We start from the raw sequence: 18,289 nt of genomic DNA, 5'->3' as shown, positions 1-18,289 counted from the left end.
CTCCGGGAGAGGGACGGGGTGAGGGTATCGAGCATCCCGGGTTGAATCCTGGACCAAGAGAGTCACTGGGGGCTCGGCCGCGGAAAGCCGGGCCCTTTGATTTTGCCCCGGAAGGGGGACACCGAAGTGAAGTGCTGGAACTGTGAGAAGGACACGCAGGGACGCCCGTTCTGTCCGGACTGCGGGAAGATCGCGGCCCGGCCACCGGGAGCGAGCCACTTCGACGTCTTCGGACTGCCGCGGACGTACGACGTGGACGTGGCGGCGCTGGAGCGCCAGTACCGGGAGCTGTCGCTGAAGCTGCACCCGGACCGCTTCGCGCAGGCGGACGCGCGTGAGCGCCGGCTGTCCCTGGAGCAGACGACGGCGCTCAACGAGGCGTCGAAGACGCTCAAGGACCCGACGAAGCGGGCCTTCTACCTGTTGAAGCTGCACGGGGTGGACCTGGAGCGGGAGGACGCCGGAGCGCAGAAGGACATGCCTCTCGAGTTCCTCGAGGAGGTCATGGAGCTGCGCGAGGCGCTCGACGAGGCGATGGAAGCGAAGGACGTGGAGCGGGCGCGGAAGATGGCCACGGACGTGGAGACGCGGCGCAAGGCCGCCCTCCAGGAGGCCGTGGACACGCTGCGCACCCTGGAAAAGGGCCCTCCGGTCGAGTCATCGGTGAAAAAGGCGTCGCACGCGCTGGGACGGGTGAGGTACTTCACGCGCTTCCTCGAGCAGGTGGAGACGTTCGAGGAGGAGATGCTGTCGTGAGCAAGAACGGCTACCTGCAGATTCATGATCCCCTCAAGCCCAAGGGGTACGCGGTGGGGATCGACCTGGGAACGACGAACTCGCTGGTGGCGAGCGTCATCCAGGGCAAGCCCCGGTGCCTGGCGGCGGACGAGGGCGAGTCCAACCTCCTGCCCTCGGTGGTGCACTACGGGAAGGACGGTGGCGTGGTGGTGGGCGCGCGGGCGAAGACGCTCGCGGCCGAGCACCCCACGGACACCATCGTCTCCGTGAAGCGCTTCATGGGCCGCAGCCCGGAGGACGCGGAGACGCGCAAGCTGGGGGCCTACAAGTTCGCCAGCGGCGGCAAGGTGGTGCGCTTCGAGGTGTCCGGTGGCCAGCCGGTGACGCCCATCGAGGTGTCCGGCGAAATCCTGCGCGCCCTCAAGCGCCGCGCGGAGAGCCACTTCTCGGGCCGGGTGGAGCAGGCCGTCATCACCGTGCCCGCCTACTTCGACGACGCCCAGCGCCAGGCCACCAAGGACGCGGGCCGGCTCGCGGGCCTCGAGGTGCTGCGCCTGCTCAACGAGCCCACCGCGGCGGCACTCGCCTACGGGCTCGACAAGGGCAGCCAGGGCACCTACGCGGTGTACGACCTCGGCGGCGGCACCTTCGACGTCTCCATCCTCAAGCTGGTGGACGGCATCTTCGAGGTGAAGTCCACCGGGGGTGACTCCGCGCTCGGCGGCGACGACTTCGACCGGGCCATCGCCCAGCGTGTGCTGGAGGCCATGGGCCAGTCCTCCCCCACCCCCTCCCTGGTGGCCGAGGTGCTGGCCGCCTCGCGCAAGGCCAAGGAGGCCCTCACCGACGCGCCCGAGGTGGAGCTCACCGTGGGCTCGCACCGGCAGGCGCTGAAGCGCTCGGACTTCGAGGAGTGGATCCGCCCGTTCGTCCAGAAGACGGGCGTGGTGTGCCGCCGGGCCCTCAAGGATGCGGGCGTGACGGCCTCGGAGCTGGACGGAGTCATCCTCGTGGGCGGCGCCACCCGGGTGCCCGCCGTGCGCCGCTTCGTCGCCGAGCAGTTCGGCCGCGAGCCGCTCAGTGACATCGACCCGGACCAGGTGGTGGCCCTCGGGGCGGCGGTGCAGGCGGACCTGCTCACCAACGTGGACCGGCAGGACGAGGTGCTCCTGCTGGACGTCATTCCCCTGTCGCTCGGCCTGGAGACGATGGGTGGCCTGGTGGAGAAGCTGATTCAGCGCAACTCCACCATCCCCACCGCCGCGGCCCAGATCTTCACCACCTTCAAGGACGGGCAGACGGGCCTGGACGTCCACGTGCTCCAGGGCGAGCGCGAGCTGGTGGAGGACTGCCGCAGCCTCGCCCGTTTCACGCTGAGTGGCATTCCTCCCATGCCCGCCGGTATGGCCCGCGTGGAGGTGCGCTTCCAGGTGGACGCGGATGGCATCCTCGCCGTCACGGCGAAGGAGCAGAGCACCGGCACCACCCAGTCCATCACGGTGAAGCCCAGCCACGGGCTCACGGACGAGGAGATCGAGACCATGCTGCTCGACTCCATCGACCACGCCGAGGATGACGTGCAGGTGCGCCAGCTGCGCGAGCAGCGGGTGGAGGCCGAGCGCGTCCTCACCGAGGCCTCGCGGCAGCTCGGCGAGCACGGGGAGCTGCTGGCGGAGGGTGAGCGGGCTCCCATCGAGGCCGCCATGGCGAAGGTGCGCGAGGTGGCCCAGGGGAACGATCACCACGCCCTCAAGGAAGCCATCCATGCCCTGGACGAGCAGTGCAAGCCGTTCGTCGAGCGGGTGATGAACCAGGCCCTGACGAAGGTCGTCGCGGGCCATTCGGTCGAGGAGTTCTGACGTGCCCAAGGTCCACTTCAAGAGCCCCCTGCAAGACGTCACCGTGGAGGTGTCGACGGGGACCACCCTGCTGGACGCCGCCGAGAAGGCCGGCGCCCAGGTGGGTCACTCCTGCGGCGGGGTCTGCGCCTGCTCCACCTGCCACATCTGGGTGCGCAAGGGCCTCGAGTCACTCTCCGAGCAGACGGACCAGGAGATGGACCGGCTGGACATGGGCTTCGACGTGCGCCCGTACTCCCGCCTGTCCTGCCAGACCGAGCTGGGGAATGAGGACATCGCCGTGGAGATTACAGAGGAGTCCCTCACGGCCTACATGGATGAGAACCCCGCCGTCCGGCGCCGGCTCGAGTCCGAAGGGAAATGGCCGCTGAAGAAGTGACGTTGAAACATGTGCTTGACGGGGACGGTTCAGGCATCTATACACCGCTCCCGTCAACGCGACGCAACGCACCGCCGAGCGAGACGCACCGCCTGCCCAGGTGGTGGAATTGGTAGACACACTAGATTCAGGGTCTAGCGCCTGCAAGGGCATGGAGGTTCGAGTCCTCTCCTGGGCACTGAAGAAGGCCCCGACTGAAAAGTCGGGGCCTTCTTCTTTTTCCGCACTCCCCCGCCTCAGCCCGGGGTGTGGACGGGTTGCACGGCCTCGTGGGCCACGTGGCTGGTGGCCTCTCGCGCCAGGCTGCCGCCCTTGCGGAGATCCTTCAGCCGGATGCCCCGGAAGCGGACGGAGAGCGCGCCCACCACCACCTGGCTCATCACGGTGCCCAGCCAGGTGAGGAGGGCGAAGGCCGCCGCGTCCTCGGCCGTGGCCCCCAGCAGGTTTCTCGCCACCCCGCTCGTCACCCCGAAGTAGATGCCCGTGCCCGCCGGCACCCCGGGCGCCTGGCCGAGCGCGATGGCACCCAGGATGACGGCACCGGCGAAGAGGCCTCCGCGCACACCGATGGCTCGGAGGGCCAACCCATAGGCCAGGGCGGGTGCCAGCACCGGCCCCACGGAGAAGAGCAGCGCCTTGGCCATGCCCCGGAAGCTGCGCGCGGTGCCCAGCCCCTCGGACACATGCCCCAGCAGGTGCCGCGCCCGCGGCAGCCGGTGCTTGCGCTCCAACCAGCGGGCCAGCGGCAGCGCGTAGTGGGCCAGCAGCACCAGCAGCACCACCAGTCCCACGCACACCCCCACGGCGATCCGCAGCGCGCCGGCGAACCCGGACATCGTCTCGCCAAAGGGCCCGAGGAAGGACACGGCCAACAGCCCCATCAGCGCGGCGAACTCCAGCAGCTTGCACACCAGCACCGAGCCCAGGGACTGGAGGAACGGAATCCGCTGGGTGCGCGACATCAAGAACGAGCGCATGACGTCCCCGAGCTTCCCGGGCACCGCGTTGTGGGTGAAGGCGCCAATGGCCACCAGGTGGTAGCGCTCGAGCAGGGGCACGGGTTTGCTCAGCGTCCTCTGCCACTGCACCGCCCGCAGCGGGATGATGGCCGCGGAGAGCAGCATGAAGGGGATGAGCCACCGCAGGTGGCCCGGCAGGTCGCGGATGAGCTTCTCCAGAGGGAAACGAGGGACGAGCAGAGGCCCGGCCCCACGCGGGTTCAACTGGAAGAAGACGCTGGTGATGAGGACAACGGACAGCACCACCCCCACCACCACCGCCACCGCCTTGAGGAACGTCCGGCCCGCCGGCGGCTTCATGTCGCCTCCGCCCACCTCTCCTCCGTGCGCTCCGGACTCACCACGAGCCGGGCGCCGTCGCGGTACACCTCGGACAACCGCTCGTGCAGCTGCGTGACGTGGCTGAGTCCGGACAGGTCCACCGGGAGGTTCGTCGGCCAGCAGATGACGCTGTTCGTCTCCGTGCGCGTGAGACCGCCGTGCGAGCCGAACTCCCAGGCGAAGCCCACCGTGCCCCCCTTGGACACCGCCTGGCCGTAGAGGACCAGGTCTCCCGCGGTGGGCATGTGGGGCAGCTCGCGCAGGAAGTCCGCCACCGCGCGGCGCGAGAACTCCCCGTCCAGCGGCGCGCTGTCGATCTCATGCGGCCCGTACACCCCGCCGCCGATGATGGCCACCGCCGAGTCACCCCGGCGCATGGCCACGATGGCGATGTCCGGATGGCCCATGGCCCTCGCGAGCACCTCCGGGTGGCGTGCCACCAACCGCGCGGCCTCGAGCGGCTCGCGCTCGCGCGTCAGGTAGACGTGGGAGAAGTTGCCGGACTCGATGACCACCGGCTCCTGCGGCGCATGGGGCGCATCCACCGGGTGTGGGCGGCCGTCGAGCAGCGCCCGCGCGATGTCCTCGGACAGGGGCAGCGGCGCGCCACGCAGGAGGATGTCCTCCAGACGCTGGCGGCCCCCGCGCCGCTCGATGGGGTGGCTGTCCACGTGGCCGTGGTCCGTGAGGAAGATGAGGTCGTAGCCCGGCTCCACCGCCTGGGCCACGGCGTAGAGCTCGGCGAGGTAGGCGTCCACGCGCCGCAGCTCCTCCATGGCCTGCTCCGAGCGTGGACCGCGGCGGTGGGCCACCTCGTCGTAGTTGCCGTAGACGAGATAGACGGCGGGCACGCCGCGCACCATGTCCACCAGGGCCTTGGTGTGCGCGAAGCTCCACCCGAGCCGCTGCAGCAGGACGCGGCTCATGAGGAAGCCGCTCTCATGGCGCCAGTCGCGGAGCGCGCGGGCCCAGCGGTAGATCTCCGTGAAGGAGTTCCATGCATCGCGCCCGAGCGAGCGAATGTACGAGAACGGCGTCTGCGTACGGGCCGCGAGGATGCCCTCCATCTCGTACTTGAAGCCGCGGACCATGACCTTGTAGCTGGCCAGCGCGCTCATACAGAGACGATTGTTGGCGTCGGCCTGGAAGAGCGAGAAGTACGTGTGCCCGCCCCCGGCCAGCAGACTGGAGCCGGGGCGGCAACCCAACCGCGACTCCACGGCGACCGTGTCCGTGGGGGTGTTCATCTGCACCTTGCGGCCGAGTTCCCGGTCGAACCAGGTGTAGGCCGGCAGGTTGGGATGGCGCAGTCCGTAGAGGAAGCCCGCCTGGAAGAAGGGCGTGGAGGCAGGCGAGCCCCAGAACGCCCCGTCCAACGCGTAGGTGCCCGAGGTCACAAGCCTGGACAAGAAGGGCATCCGCCCGGTGCGGACGGCCTCGTCCAGGTGGGCCTTGGGCACGCCGTCCAGATGGACGACGAGCAACTTGCGACGACGTGCAGACGACAATGGGCCGACCTTCGACCCCACACGCCACACGTAGTCTCGAGCCCACGCCTGCAACTGCGGGTTGATGACTTCTTTCACGGTCTCTTCTCCCCTCCCCCCAGCACCAGGATGCGCCCCAGATATGCGCACGCGGGAGAACACGAGCCGGGTATTCCGGGGCGGTCCGCTGGAGGGCAGCCAGACGGGCATGGCTCCAGAACGTCGAGATGGTCCCTCCCCTTCTTCGCATGGCACCTTGAGCGGTGATGCTCACGACCGCGCTGCTGCTGACGACGCTGGCCACCGCCCCAGCTGCCCCGCCCAATGCCCTTCCCGCCACCCCCTCGGCCTCCGCCGCCGAGGTGCTCCCACCGAAGAAGGAGAAGGGCATCGACGCCATCGCGATCCCCTTGGTGAGCTACAACTCGGACCAGGGCTTCACGTATGGCGGCGTGGCCGGCGCCTACCTGTATTCACCCGGCTACATCCCCTACCGGCACGCCATCTCCCTCCAGGCGATGTTCACCAGCCGGGGCCAGCAGAGCCACTACCTGCGCTACGACGGGCCGCGGCTCATCGGCCCCATGCGCCTGGAGTTCCGCCTGGAGTACCGGCGCGAGCTGCGCAGCCCCTTCTACGGGGCGGGCAACGTGTCCGCGCAGGACTTCAACGGCGACGAGACGCAGGAGCGATACAACTACACGAAGAACTCACCGGGTGCGTGGTTCCGCCTGCGCGGCCGGCCCTGGGGAGAGAACCACCCCTTCCAGTCCTACGTGGGCTACTCGTGGCGGTACACGGCGGTGGATCCGTTCGAGGCCTCGGTGCTGGAGGAGAGCAAGCCCGAGGGCATCCAGGGCGGTGCCACGGGGCAGATCACCGCGGGCGTGATCTGGGACACACGCGACAACGAGTCGGACCCGGTGCGCGGTGGTGCGGAGGAAGTGAGCCTGCGCGTGTCGGGCAGTGCCACCGGCAGCCGCTACCAGTACGCGGGCGTGACGCTGAGCGAGCGGCGTTACTGGCAACTGGGCCCGCGCTTCATCCTGGCGCAGCGGGTGACGCTGGACATGCTGTTCGGCCAGGTGCCCTTCTTCGAGTGGGTGAACACGGGTGGCGTGAGCACCTCCGAGGGCATTGGAGGCATGAGCAGCGTGCGCGGAATCGAGCGCAACCGGTTCGCGGGCAACATCAAGGCGTTCACGAACACGGAGCTGCGGTACCGGGCCTTCGACTTCAACCTGTTCGGCGCGCCGGTGATCGCGGGGGCCGTGGGCTTCCTGGACCTGGGGCGGGTGTGGCACCCGGGGGTGGACAACGGACCGTGGTGGAAGTGGCACCCGGGCGTGGGCGCGGGTCTGCGGCTGGCGCGGCGAGCCGCGGTGGTGCGCTTCGACTGGGCCATGTCCCCGGAGACGGGCCGCCACCGCATCTACCTGAACTTCGGCCACATGTTCTGAAGCTCGAAGCCCCAGAGGACCCGAGTCCCAATTTCCCCTCGCCCGCCGGGAGAGGATCCCCCCGTCGTTCAAAGGGGGGCAAGCCCCCCGGGGTGAGGGTGCCACGCGCCCCGGGTTCACACCCGAGCTGTCACCTGGGCTCCTGGAATCGGCGCAATGCGGACCAGGGGAAGGGCTTCCAGAAGGGCGTCGCCACTTCTTCTCCTTCCAGCGAGAACCAGGGGCCATCCTCTCCCGGCGACAGCACATGAAAATCCTGCGCCGGGATGAAACCCTGGCCGAGCAGCGCCACCCGCTCGCCCTTCGCGTTGCGCGCCACGTCCAGCACCAGCACCGCATGCCCCGGGCTGCCCCCCAGCACGAAGAAGTCGCCCGGGCGCAGGTCCCCGCGCTTGGGGCGCTGTCTCTCGCTGGCCAGGGACAACGTGCCCGCGTAGGTGAAGACCAGGTCCAGGTACGCGCGGAACGAGGCCCGCGAGCCATCCACCGGCCCGCTCTTCACCCACGACACCTTGGAACCGGAGACCCGGGCGCGATCTCCCGCCGCGTAACGCGTCCAGGAGGCCAGGTCCCCGCTGGTGAAGCGGTAGGCGATGCGCTCCTTTTGGCCTCGGGACCACTGCCACTCGGCATGGAGGCGGATGATGGAGTCCGCGCACTGCTGGAGGTTGGCCGAGCCCACATCCAATTCGGCCACCGCCGTGAGGGCGGCATGGTCCCCGGCCAGGATGTCCTGCCCCCCGAAGTCCTGCACGGGCGAGCCCTCGGGACGCAGCGGAAGTCCCCGCAGCCACGCCCCGAAGGAGCCGTCCTCGACGGCCACCCGCGTGTAGCCGGACGGAGGCGGAATGGCCTCGGCGAGCGGACGGATGGAGCGATCCGCGGAGAGCCACGGGTAGCGGGCCCGCTCCTCCTTCGTGGGTGGACGAGGCTCGGGGGAACCCGCCACCGCTCCTCCCGGGAACCCCAGGAAGGCGGCGAACGACACGAGCAGCAACAGGTGATGGGACGTGTTCCTCATGGGATGCCTCCCATCATGCTCCGCAGGGGCACGGCCGGCGAGCCCTGGTCCCGCTCCCTTGTCCGTCCCAGGACCGGCCCGTGCCCTGTCTTGCTGGCGTCAGGGAGCACGCCCCACCTTGTCGGGCAGACCTCACACCGCAAGGAGGCCCCCATGAGGGCTCGCTGGCCGAACATCCTGTTGTCCCTCTGGCTCATGGTCGCGCCGCTCATCCTCGGCTTCGACTCACCGCAAGCGAGGGCCAACACCGTCACCGTGGGCCTCTGCCTCTTCCTCTTCGTGCTGGTGGCCGACTCCATCCCGGCCTTCCGCTTCGTCGACACCGCGCTCGGCCTGTGGCTCGCCGCCTCGGCGTTCGTGCTCGGCTACGGGGACCAACTGCTCCCCACCGCGCACAACGTCATCGTGGGGCTCGCCGTGGCCGGCCTGTCGCTCCTGCCAGCGCACCGGGCCGGGCAGCTCTCGTTGCGCCCGAGCCGCGAAGTGCACGCGTGAGGGACGGTCCACTCCGGTTGCGAAGACCCTCACCCCAACCCTCTCCCAGAGGGAGAGGGAGCAGCCTCACCGTGCGGCGTCGAGCCACGCGCGCAGCCGCGTGTCCGGCTGGGCCTCGCCGCGCACACCGGGCTCCACGTCGAGCTCCAGCGTGTGGAAGCCCCGCGCGCGGATGCCCTCCAGCAGCGCGGCCCGCTTCTCCGCGTCCGGGGCGAACAGGATGCACCCGTCTCCGCCTCCGGCCCCCGACTGCTTGCCCACGCACCCGTACGCCGAGGCCATCGCCAGCACCCGGTGCATCGGCTCGGTCTCCAGCGGGCCCAACTCCTGGAGCAGCACGTGCTGCTCGCGCACGGCCTCGGAGAAGGCGCGGAACTCCCCGCCCCCGAGGCCCACTTCAATCTCGTGCCCCAGCGCGTCCGAGCGCTCCACGAAGGCCCGGCGCCCCGCCTCGCCCATCTTCGCCTCCACCTGCGAGATGAGCACCCGCGTCGAGGCGCTCTCCCCCGTGAAGGCATACCCCAGGGACACCTTGGGCACCGGCAGCCGCCACACATCCACCGTGGGGGCCACGTCCAGCGCCGCGCGATAGCCTCCCGCGCTCGACGCCTCGATGAGCCCCGATACCTCGTAGCGCCGGTAGCGCACCACGCCGCCCGCATAGCTCGCGGCCACGTCACCGCCGCTGCCCTTCCCGCCCTGCGCCGCCGCGTGCGAGACGAGCGCCACCTTCAGCGCGTCGAACTTCTCCTCCAGCACGAAGCGCACCGCGTCCGCCGCCAGCACCGTGGCGCACGCGCTGCCGCCCATGCCCAGCTTGCGCCCGTTGGCATCCACCGCCGAGGGCGACACCGCCAGCTCGAACCCCACCGACTCGCGCCCGTGCAGCCGCAGCGCCTCGTCCAGCGTGCGCGCCACGAAGGAGAAGCCCGGCGGCACCTCCCGGTCCCACTTCACGCCCCGAGGCGTCGTCCGCCCCGACAGCGTCCCCTCCTCCACGCACACGTGCACCAGGCTGTCCGAGCGCCGGCGCACCAGGGCCGCCGTCCGCGGGCCCACCGCCGCCACGCGCGACACGCCGCCCCACAGCACGGCGTACTCGCCGGACACGAACAGCTTCCCCGGGGCCGAGAGCGCGCGCTCCATCAGAAGAGGTGCTCCGCCAGCAACGTCGCGTCACCGCCCGGCACGCACCGCACCACCTCGGTGGCTCCGCAAGCCATCGCCGCCGCCTCGGCCGCCAGCTCGTGCGCCGCGTCCGTCAGGATGCAGGGGTTGGGCCCCGCGTCCAGCGTGAACCACACCGGCACGCCCTTCTTCCGCTGCTCGCGCAACGAGTGGATCAGCTCCAGCGTCTTCGGCATCAGGTAGCAGAGCGGGGGATCCGCCGCGAGCGACGTGGCGTGCATCCTCCACGCGTTGCGCTCGCACATCTCGCCCAGGGCCTGCAGGTCCTTCTTCGCGAGGTACTCGCGGGCGCGCACCACCTCGACCTCGGCGTCCTTCACCCACGCCGGGTAGTACGGGCTCGTCTCCACCGCGTTCTTCATGCCGTCGCGCGACTTCACTTCCTTCTCGTCGCGGCTGACGATGGCCACCACCATGCGCAGCTCCGGCCAGTGCTTCTCGTCGAAGCGCTGCACCGCGTAGCTGTCCGTGCCGTCCGGGCGCTCGCCGCGCATCCACTCGCAGAAGCCGCCCTGCACGCTGCGGCACGCCGAGCCACTGCCCAACCGGGCCAGCATGCTCGCGGCCTGAGGGTCCGCCGGGAGCCCCGCCGCCGCGCGCGCCGCCACCGCCAGCGCCGCGAAGCCCGCCGCGCTGCTCGCCAGGCCCGCCGACGCCGGGAAGTCCCCGCGCGACACCATCTTCGCCGGGCCCAGCTTCGCGCCCTTCGCCTCGGCGCGCACCGCGTCCAGCACGCGCAGCACCCGGTCGCGCTCGCTGCCCTTGGCCACGTAGCCGTTGAGTTCCACCTCGTCCGCCGAGCCCGTTCCGAAGGCCACCGTCGTCCGCACCGACAGCGGCGACAGCGTCATCGAGAGGCTCGACTGGTGGGGAAGGATGAGCGCGTCATCCCGCTTCCCCCAGTACTTCACCAGCGCGAGGTTGGGGTGTGCCCGGACGGTGGCCTTCATGCCGCCCCCCGGGTGCCCTCGGCGCGCGGACCCGCGAGCTGGCTGTCGAAGCACCGGATGCCGAGCCGCGTCAGCTCGTGCACCACCGGCCCCGTGTCCTGGAAGAGGCCGATGACGGCGCCACCGTCGCCTCCAGCGCCCGTGAGCTTGGCGCCCAGCGCGCCCATGTTGCGCAGCCGGTGCACCATGTCGTCCAGGCCCGGCGAGGACAGGCCCAGCGCCGCGAGCAGGCCGTGGTTCACGTTCATCACGTCCCCCAGCGCCTCCAGGTCACCCTCCTCCACCGCCTCGGCGCCCTCGGACGCCAGCAGGCCGATCTCCCGGAAGATGCGCTGGTAGCGCTCGGTCCAGCGCTTCTGGCGCTCGCGCAGCGCGCCCACCGTCTGCTTCGTCGGGCTGCGCGCACCCGCCATCACCACCACCAGCTTCACCGGCTTGGGGCTCTCCACCACCTTGGCCCGGCCCTGCTCCGCGCCCGGCTTGCGGCGGTAGAGGATGAGCTGCTCCATGGCGCTCGTCGTGTGATCCACCCCCGACGGCGTCCCGTGGAACTCCTGCTCCATCTCCCACGCCACGGCCGCCACCTCGGAGGCAGACGCCTTGCGCCCCGCCGCCTGCAGCAGCACCCGCGAGCACGCCACCGACAGCGCCCCGGAGCTGCCCAGCCCCATGGACAGCGGCAGATCCGTGTCGAACGACACCTTCACCCCGGGCTCGCCGCACGCCGCCATGGCCCGGGCGAAGGCCGCCTTCAGCACCTTGCGCTGCTCGGGCATGAGGGCATCCGGAATGACGAGCTGGCACTTGTTCGAGGGCTCGCCCCTGGCCGTCACGCCGCGAGACAGCGGGCCCGCGAGCGCCGGGTAGCCGTACACCACGCTGTGCTCGCCCAGGAGGATGACCTTGCCCGCGCCAAAGCCGGTCAGGGAGGAAGTGTTGTTCGTATCCATGATGTCCTGTCATGGCCAGGGCGAGAGGAAGACCCCCACCCCGGCCCTCTCCCCGTGGGAGAGGATGGTTTACCCGTCGGTGCCAGTGGCCGCGCGGAAGTCCGACTCCGACAGCGATTCGATGATCTCCCGGGCCTTCTCCACCTTCACGTGACCCGCCGTCACCAGCAGCTCGGCGATCTTCTCCACCCAGTCACCGCGCGCGCCCGCCGTCACCGCCACGCACCGCGCGTGCATCGCCATGTGGCCCTTCTGGATGCCCACCGAGCCCAGCGCGCGCACCGCCGCGAAGTTCTGCGCCAGTCCCACCGCCGCGAAGACCATGGACAGCTCGCGCGCCGACTCCACGCGCAGGATCTTCATCGCCACCTGCACGCCCGGGTGGATCTTGATGGGACCGCCCACCATGCCCAGCGCCATGGGCAGCTCGATGCGGCCAATCAGGTGGCCGTCCTCCACGTGCCACGTCGACAGCGGCCGGTACTGCCCATCCCGGCAGGCGAAGGCATGCGCACCCGCCTCGATGGCGCGCCAGTCCTGGCCCGCGGCGATGGCCGCCGAGTCGATTCCATTCATGATGCCCTTGTTGTGCGTGGCCGCCCGGTAGGGATCCGCCAGCGCGAAACGGCTCGCCTGGTAGATGCCCTCGGCGATGCTCTCGCCCGGCATGTCGAAGTCCGCCAGCAGCTCCACCGGAATGCGGCACGTGGCGCGCGCCAGCCGGCGATCCGCCAGGTTGGAGAGGATGCGCAGGAACACCTTGCCGCCGGTGAGCTGCTCGAGCAGCGGGGCCACGCCCTCGGCCATGGTGTTGATGAGGTTGGCCCCCATGGCCTCCTGCGTGTCGATGATCAGGTGGACCACGAGCAGCGGCTCACCGCGCGGCCCTTCCGGGGCCGGGAGCACACGCACCTCGATGTCCTTGCAGCCACCGCCGCGCTTCACCATGGACGGGTGGAAGCTGTTGGCCAGCGCGAGGATCGCCTCCTTGGCGGCGACGATGCGCTTGGTCGCCTCGGTGGGGTCCCCATAACGGGTGAGCTGCACCTGGCCGATCATGATCGGCTCATCGGCCTCGGCGGTGAAGCCGCCCGCCTCGCGGACGATCTTCGACGCGAAGGACACCGCCGCCACCACGGACGGCTCCTCCACCGCCATGGGCACCAGGTAGTCGCGGCCGTTGATCTGCAGGTTCAACCCCAGACCCATCGGCAGCGAGAACGTGCCCACGGCGTTCTCGATCATCTTGTTCGCCAGGCCCGGCTGCAGCGCGCTGATGCCCTGGAGCTGCGCCAGATCCATCTCGTCCAGGCCCAGCATCTGGGAGAGCTTCTCGTGGCGCTCGACCATCGACAGCTTGTGGAAACCGGACAACCGGGACGTCAGCGATTCGGACATTCGTTTCTCCACTACGGAAGGCAATTCGGAGCCGCGGGAATAATCCCTACAGTGCCGCGAGCCAGTCCTTCAACTCCCCCACGATGATCCGGGGCTTCTGGCGGAGCTCCGCGCACGTCCTGCTACCGGTGAGCACGAGCGCCTGCCTCAAGCTGGTGAGGATGGTGGCGAGTGCCTGCTCGGCCCCCGCCAGTCCGCCCTGCTGCTGCGCGCGGAAGAGGGGCAGTGCCATGCCGGCGATGTCCGCGCCCAGGGTGAGCACCTTGGCCGCGTCCAGGCCCGTGCGCAGTCCACCCGAGGCCACCAGCCGGGCGTCCGGGCCCACGGCCCGCCGCACGGTGGCGATGGCCGCCGCCGTGGGAATGCCCCAGCTGGAGAACTCGGCGCCCACCTGGGCCTGCACACCCGTGGCGCGCAGTTGCTCCACCCGCACCCACGAGGTGCCACCCAGCCCGGAGACATCCAGGTTGTGCACGCCCAGCTCCACCAGCCGGCGCGCCACCTCGGGGCCGATGCCACACCCCGTCTCCTTCACCAGCAGGCGCGAGCCGAAGGCGCGCACCAGGCCCTCCACCACCTTGTAGCCACCGCGGAAGTCGCGATCGCCCTCGGGCTGGGTGAGCTCCTGGCCGGCGTTGAGGTGCAGCGCCATGCCGTCCGCGCCAATGGCCTCGGCCAGCCGCCGCACCCCGTCCACGCCCAGCTCCACCGCCTGGTACAGGCCGATGTTGCCCAGCAGCGGCAGCGTGGGCGCCACCTGCCGCACCGCATAGGTCGCGACCGCCTGCGGGTTCTCCGCCATGGCGCGCTGACTGCCCACGCCAAAGGCCAGCCCGTGCCGCTCGGCCAGCAGCGCCAGATCCCGGTTCACCACCCCGGCCCGCTCCGTGCCCCCGGTCATGCCGGTGATCAACAGCGGGTAGCGCAGCTTCTTGCCGAGGAACTCCGTGGAGAGATCCACCTCCTCCACGGCCATCTCCGGCATCGCGCAATGAACCAGCCGTACGCACTCCAGCAAGGTGCTGTTCTGCGCTGGCTCGACGTCTCCGGTCGCGCACAGGTCGAGGTGATCGTCCTTGCGCTTCGCCGTCGCCTCCTCACCCATGACGTCCCGCCTGCCCTGTTTAGGAACCATGTGCCTGAAAATTTACAAGAACGCCGAGAGTGTCCGATATCCTCGGTTCCCTAGCAAGATAGGGCAGGCAGGCGCAAGCCACGGCTGTTCAACGCACCCGCACAATGCGTGCGGGTGGACGGGTGGGAGGGTGGACGGTATGAGGGCGGCGTGAGTACTCCGGCGCCCAAGGTGGTCGTCTTCCTGCATAGCGGCGACTACGACCGCGTCCACCAGGGGCTGTCCATCGCGGCGGCGGCGGTGGCGTCGGGCCGGAAGGTGGAGGTGTACCTCTTCTGGTGGGCGCTGGAGCGCTTCCTCGAGGGCCGGCTGGACGAGCCGGACTTCGAGCCACCGCGCGAGGACGTGGCGGACCGCTTCGAGACGCGCCGCATCCCTACCTTGAGGCAATTGCTGGAGCACGTGCGCGAGTCCGGGCTGGGTACGGTGCAGGGGTGTACGGGCTCGCTGGGCGCGCTGGGGGCCGAGCACCTGGCCGACAAGGGGCCCATCGATGGATGGGTGGGCTGGAGCGCCATCCTCCAGAGGACCGGGGGCGTGGTGGACCGCTTCTACCTCTAGCCTGGCCCTCGACTTCCCGGTGCGTTTGACGCGCCCCGCCGCCTGCTTAGGTTGATCCCGTACCCGAGAGGGGAAAGGAAAGGCAAGGCAACGTCATGAGTGCTGGCGGGATGTATGGCTCGTCGATGCCCCGAGGGGGCGTGCGTGGAAGCGGCTGGGGACACCGGCTGGGCAACGCGCTGAAGACGACGGTGCTGCTGGCGGGACTCACGGCGCTCCTGTTGTTCGTCGGCGAGCGCCTGGGCGGCCCACAAGGGCTCGTCGTCGCGGGCTTCTTCGTCGTGGTGATGAACTTCGGCTCGTACTGGTTCAGCGATCGGATCGCCCTGGCGATGCATGGAGCGCGGCCGCTGGAGTACGCGGAGGCGCCGTGGCTGCACCAGATGGTGGAGCGGCTGGCCGCGCGCGCGGGCATGCCCAAGCCGAAGCTGTACCTGTTGCCCACCCGGACGCCCAACGCGTTCGCCACGGGCCGCAACCCGGAGCACGCCGCGGTGGCGGTGACGGCCGGCATCGTGGACATCCTGGATCAGCGGGAGCTGGAGGGCGTGCTGGCGCACGAGCTGGCGCACGTGAAGAACCGCGACACGCTCATCGGCACGGTGGCGGCCACGCTGGCGGGCGTCATCAGCTACGCGGCGCAGATGCTCTTCTGGTTCGGCGGCTCGCTGCTCAGCCGGGATGACGACGAGGACGGGCTGGGGCACGCGCTGGGCAACCTGGGCGTGCTGCTGGTGGCGCCCATCGCCGCCACGCTGCTGCAACTGGCGGTGAGCCGCTCGCGCGAGTACGGCGCGGACGCGACGGGGGCCGAGCTGTGTGGGGATCCGGATGCGCTGGCGAGTGCGCTGATGAAGCTGGAGCGTGGCGCGGAGCTGATGCCCTATGACCGGGCGCCGGCCACCTCGCACCTCTTCATCGTGAACCCGCTGTCCGGCGGCGCCATCATGGGCCTGTTCTCCACCCACCCGCCCATCCCCGAGCGGGTGCGGCGCCTGCGCGAGATGAGCGCGAGCATGGGCTCCCGGACCTGGCGCAGGGCCTGGGCTTGACGGGAGCCCGGGCAACTACCCCGCGGCCGAGACCGGCGGCTTCACGTCCGCCGGCACCGCGGGGGCCACCTCGTCGAGCTTGTCGAAGTGCTCGAAGGGGTTCTCCAGCATCTCGCGGAACGTCTTGGCGAGGATGCTGGCGTGGAAGCCGTCGATGAAGCGGTGATCGAACGAGGCGTTCACGTTCATCAGCTTGCCGGGCACCACCTTGCCGTCCTCCACCACGGGGGCGTCCTTGATGGCGCCCGGGGCGATGAAGATGGGCACGCGCGTGTAGGGCACCAGCGGCACGTACGCCGTGTCCAGTCCCAGCGAGCCCACGTTGGTGATGATGGCCGAGCCGAATGCGTCCCGGGGCATGCCCGCCCACGTCATGTCCCAGTTCAGCGTGTACAGGAAGAAGGAGATCAGCCAGGTGAAGAAGTTGAGGAAGACGTAGGGCAGCGCGTGGATGGTGCCCTTGCTCTTCTCCAGCGCCTCGTCCTTGCGCTGGCGGACCTTCTGCACGGCGGCCTCGAGCTCGGCGGCGATCTCCCGGAGGGACTTCTGCTCCGCGTCGTCGATCTTCGCCGCGGTCAGATCCACCTTGCCGCCGTCCGTCTGCACCACGAGGGTGGAGATGGTGATGCGCTTGCGCAGGTAGATGCGGTTGAAGCGCAGGATGGCGTTGGCGTCCGGGCAGCGGCGCAGCGCCTCGGCCATGGCCTTGGCGAGCAGGTGGGTGACGGTGAGCCGGATGCCCGTCTTCACACGGAAGGCCTCGATGTAGGCCAGGGCCTTGTCCATGCGCAGCGTCATCGTCCCGTACACGGTCGGGTCGTACGCCGTCTTCCAGCTGCCGATGGCCAGCTTGCGGAAACTGGAAACGTTCTCCTTCGGAATGAGCTCCAGGTGAGCCATGACGCGGTGGTTCCTCCAGGACGGTGCGCGAGCCCCCCAGCTTTACATTTTTTCCCGGTCCCGGAGAAAGCCCCCCTGCCCCGCGGTCCACCCCCCGAGCACTCCCGGCACCCCGGCACCCTGGCCCCTAACTTGAGCAGCGGATCCCCACCCCGCCCCAGGGAACGGGCGAGGCGGGGCCTGGCCCGACGGCCGGAGGGCGGGCACGAGACCTATTGACGTGCCGCCGCCGGACGCTAGGCTGCGCCGCTTTTTGCATAGTCCCCGGAGGTCACCCCCGTGTTGGAAGTTCTGCTCGTCGTCGTGTCGGTGCTCTTCCTCGCCACGCTCGCTTACGTGTTCTTCGGCCAGAAGCAGGCCGCGGCACTCCCCACCTCGTCCTCGCCCACGGCGCGGGCCGAGCTGGAGTCGGACACCAAGGCGCGCGCGAAGCTGGAGGCAGAGCTGGATCGCAAGCGCAAGGAGGCCGATGAACAGCGCACGCAGCTGCAGGAGGTGAAGGAGCAGCTCAAGCAGGCCAAGCGCAAGCTCTACGAGCAGAAGGAGGGGGAGAAGGGCGAGAAGGAGCTGGCCAAGGCCCGCGCCGAGGTGGAGCGCAACGCGTCCCTGCAGTTGGAGGTGGTCCGGGGTGAGCTGGCCCAGGCCGAGGCGGAGATCGCCCGCATGAAGTCCGAGATGGAGATGGGCGGCAAGGGTGGCCGCCGTGGCGCAGCGCCCGCTCCGGCTCCCGCGGTGGTGGCGGCCCCGCCGTCGCAGCAGCTGTCGGCCCCGGCGCAGCCGGAGGAGCGGGTGGTGTCCGCGAGCACGACGGTGGTGCCCGCCGCCGCCGAGCCCGCCGCGGAGAAGGCCCCGCGCCGCTACCGGGAGTTGAACGACGCCGACCGCGAGAAGATGGAGCGGCTGGAGCAGACGGCGAACAAGGAGCGCGGACGGTCGGCCGAGCTGGAGCGCGAGGTGAAGCGCATCAAGGGCCGGGCCGACTCGCAGCAGCGCATCTTCGCGGCCAGCAAGAACGAGCTGGAGCTGGTGAAGGACAAGTACAAGGCGCTGGAGAAGCGGCTGAACCGCACGCTGCTGGAGAGGGATCTGCTGCGCCGGGCGATCAAGGACCTGGAGAAGAAGACGGGCATGCTGGCCGAGCGCACGGAGCTGACGCCGGACGAGATGGCGGCGAGCGACCGGAAGGTGGAGGAGGCCGCGCAGGCCCGGGCCACGGCGGAGGCGGCGCAGCAGCAGGCGGTGGCGGCGGCGAGCGAGCCCACGACGCCGGGTGAGCAGCCGACGAAGACCGAGCCCCAGCAGGACGAGAAGGCCCAGACGCCGAGCGCCTGAGCCGCACTCACCTCCAGCAATTCCCCTGGCAGTTCCCTCTCCAC

General features: G+C 70.0%; 17 protein-coding genes and 1 tRNA gene. 9 read left to right on the top strand and 9 right to left on the bottom strand.

Annotation, left to right across the window (positions count from 1 at the left end; translation table 11 throughout):
* Positions 1-189 precede the first annotated feature (189 nt).
* The 4 genes from hscB (at position 190) to Q664_RS16685 (ending at position 3,154) form a co-directional block, all read left to right on the top strand.
* Positions 190-756, top strand: a complete 567-nt coding sequence (gene hscB / locus Q664_RS16700) for a Fe-S protein assembly co-chaperone HscB (protein ID WP_043396271.1) — start codon at positions 190-192, stop codon at positions 754-756.
* Positions 753-2,597 (top strand): Fe-S protein assembly chaperone HscA, encoded by a 1,845-nt coding sequence (gene hscA, locus Q664_RS16695; RefSeq protein WP_052518241.1) that lies wholly within the window; start codon positions 753-755, stop codon positions 2,595-2,597. The genes hscB and hscA overlap by 4 nt, the downstream gene beginning before the upstream one ends.
* A 1-nt stretch (position 2,598) precedes the next feature.
* The gene (locus tag Q664_RS16690; protein ID WP_043395835.1) at positions 2,599-2,976 is read left to right on the top strand and encodes a 2Fe-2S iron-sulfur cluster-binding protein; all 378 of its coding nucleotides are present in this window, start codon (positions 2,599-2,601) and stop codon (positions 2,974-2,976) included.
* Between the two features lie 94 nt (positions 2,977-3,070).
* Positions 3,071-3,154: transfer RNA gene (locus Q664_RS16685), tRNA-Leu, on the top strand.
* Between the two features lie 58 nt (positions 3,155-3,212).
* Here Q664_RS16685 and Q664_RS16680 read toward each other — a convergent pair.
* Both Q664_RS16680 and Q664_RS16675 read right to left on the bottom strand, forming a co-directional pair.
* Positions 3,213-4,295 carry a lysylphosphatidylglycerol synthase transmembrane domain-containing protein gene (locus Q664_RS16680; RefSeq protein WP_043396266.1) on the bottom strand — a complete coding sequence of 361 codons (1,083 nt, stop codon included), beginning with the start codon at positions 4,293-4,295 and terminating at the stop codon, positions 3,213-3,215.
* Entirely contained in the window at positions 4,292-5,902 is a 1,611-nt protein-coding gene (locus tag Q664_RS16675; protein WP_052518240.1) for an alkaline phosphatase family protein, read from the bottom strand. The genes Q664_RS16680 and Q664_RS16675 overlap by 4 nt, the downstream gene beginning before the upstream one ends.
* 167 nt (positions 5,903-6,069) lie before the next feature.
* Here Q664_RS16675 and omp85 point away from each other — a divergent pair, with 167 nt between their 5' ends.
* Positions 6,070-7,263: an Omp85 family outer membrane protein gene (omp85, locus tag Q664_RS16670; RefSeq protein ID WP_043395832.1), complete on the top strand. Its 1,194-nt coding sequence runs from the start codon at positions 6,070-6,072 to the stop codon at positions 7,261-7,263.
* Positions 7,264-7,393: 130 nt separating this feature from the next.
* Here omp85 and Q664_RS16665 read toward each other — a convergent pair whose 3' ends face one another.
* Positions 7,394-8,284, bottom strand: coding sequence for a DUF4846 domain-containing protein (locus Q664_RS16665; RefSeq protein ID WP_152622137.1), 891 nt, complete (start codon positions 8,282-8,284; stop codon positions 7,394-7,396).
* A gap of 153 nt (positions 8,285-8,437) precedes the next feature.
* Between Q664_RS16665 and Q664_RS52195 the strand changes: the two genes are divergently transcribed.
* A complete protein-coding gene (locus Q664_RS52195; RefSeq protein ID WP_052518239.1) occupies positions 8,438-8,779 on the top strand; it encodes an SPW repeat protein in 342 nt (113 codons plus the stop codon).
* 66 nt (positions 8,780-8,845) lie between these two features.
* Here Q664_RS52195 and Q664_RS16655 read toward each other — a convergent pair whose 3' ends face one another.
* From Q664_RS16655 to fni, 5 genes are all read right to left on the bottom strand, one after another.
* Positions 8,846-9,925: a mevalonate kinase family protein gene (locus Q664_RS16655; RefSeq protein ID WP_043395830.1), complete on the bottom strand. Its 1,080-nt coding sequence runs from the start codon at positions 9,923-9,925 to the stop codon at positions 8,846-8,848.
* On the bottom strand, positions 9,925-10,917 hold the full coding sequence (gene mvaD / locus Q664_RS16650; protein ID WP_043395827.1) for a diphosphomevalonate decarboxylase: 993 nt from the start codon (positions 10,915-10,917) through the stop codon (positions 9,925-9,927). Before mvaD ends, Q664_RS16655 begins: the two co-directional genes overlap by 1 nt.
* Positions 10,914-11,867 (bottom strand): mevalonate kinase, encoded by a 954-nt coding sequence (gene mvk, locus Q664_RS16645; protein ID WP_043395824.1) that lies wholly within the window; start codon positions 11,865-11,867, stop codon positions 10,914-10,916. Before mvk ends, mvaD begins: the two co-directional genes overlap by 4 nt.
* Positions 11,868-11,936: 69 nt before the next feature.
* Positions 11,937-13,265, bottom strand: coding sequence for a hydroxymethylglutaryl-CoA reductase, degradative (locus Q664_RS16640; RefSeq protein WP_043395821.1), 1,329 nt, complete (start codon positions 13,263-13,265; stop codon positions 11,937-11,939).
* A gap of 46 nt (positions 13,266-13,311) precedes the next feature.
* Positions 13,312-14,370 (bottom strand): type 2 isopentenyl-diphosphate Delta-isomerase, encoded by a 1,059-nt coding sequence (gene fni, locus Q664_RS16635; protein WP_043395818.1) that lies wholly within the window; start codon positions 14,368-14,370, stop codon positions 13,312-13,314.
* 180 nt (positions 14,371-14,550) lie between these two features.
* Between fni and Q664_RS16630 the strand changes: the two genes are divergently transcribed.
* A complete protein-coding gene (locus tag Q664_RS16630; RefSeq protein ID WP_235216726.1) occupies positions 14,551-14,961 on the top strand; it encodes a hypothetical protein in 411 nt (136 codons plus the stop codon).
* 95 nt (positions 14,962-15,056) lie between these two features.
* On the top strand, positions 15,057-16,013 hold the full coding sequence (locus Q664_RS16625; protein ID WP_043395813.1) for a zinc metalloprotease HtpX: 957 nt from the start codon (positions 15,057-15,059) through the stop codon (positions 16,011-16,013).
* A gap of 15 nt (positions 16,014-16,028) precedes the next feature.
* On the opposite strand, the gene Q664_RS16620 is transcribed toward Q664_RS16625, so the two are convergent.
* Positions 16,029-16,913, bottom strand: coding sequence for a 2-oxo acid dehydrogenase subunit E2 (locus Q664_RS16620; RefSeq protein ID WP_052518238.1), 885 nt, complete (start codon positions 16,911-16,913; stop codon positions 16,029-16,031).
* A gap of 282 nt (positions 16,914-17,195) precedes the next feature.
* On the opposite strand from Q664_RS16620, the gene Q664_RS16615 reads away from it, so the two are divergent.
* A complete protein-coding gene (locus Q664_RS16615) occupies positions 17,196-18,245 on the top strand; it encodes a coiled-coil domain-containing protein (RefSeq protein WP_043396243.1) in 1,050 nt (349 codons plus the stop codon).
* Positions 18,246-18,289: the final 44 nt, after the last annotated feature.

The sequence above is a fragment of the Archangium violaceum Cb vi76 genome, from assembly GCF_000733295.1.
GTDB classification, from domain to species: domain Bacteria; phylum Myxococcota; class Myxococcia; order Myxococcales; family Myxococcaceae; genus Archangium; species Archangium violaceum.
Note: the sequence above shows the minus strand (reverse complement) of the source record. Positions and strands in the feature narration are given on the sequence as shown.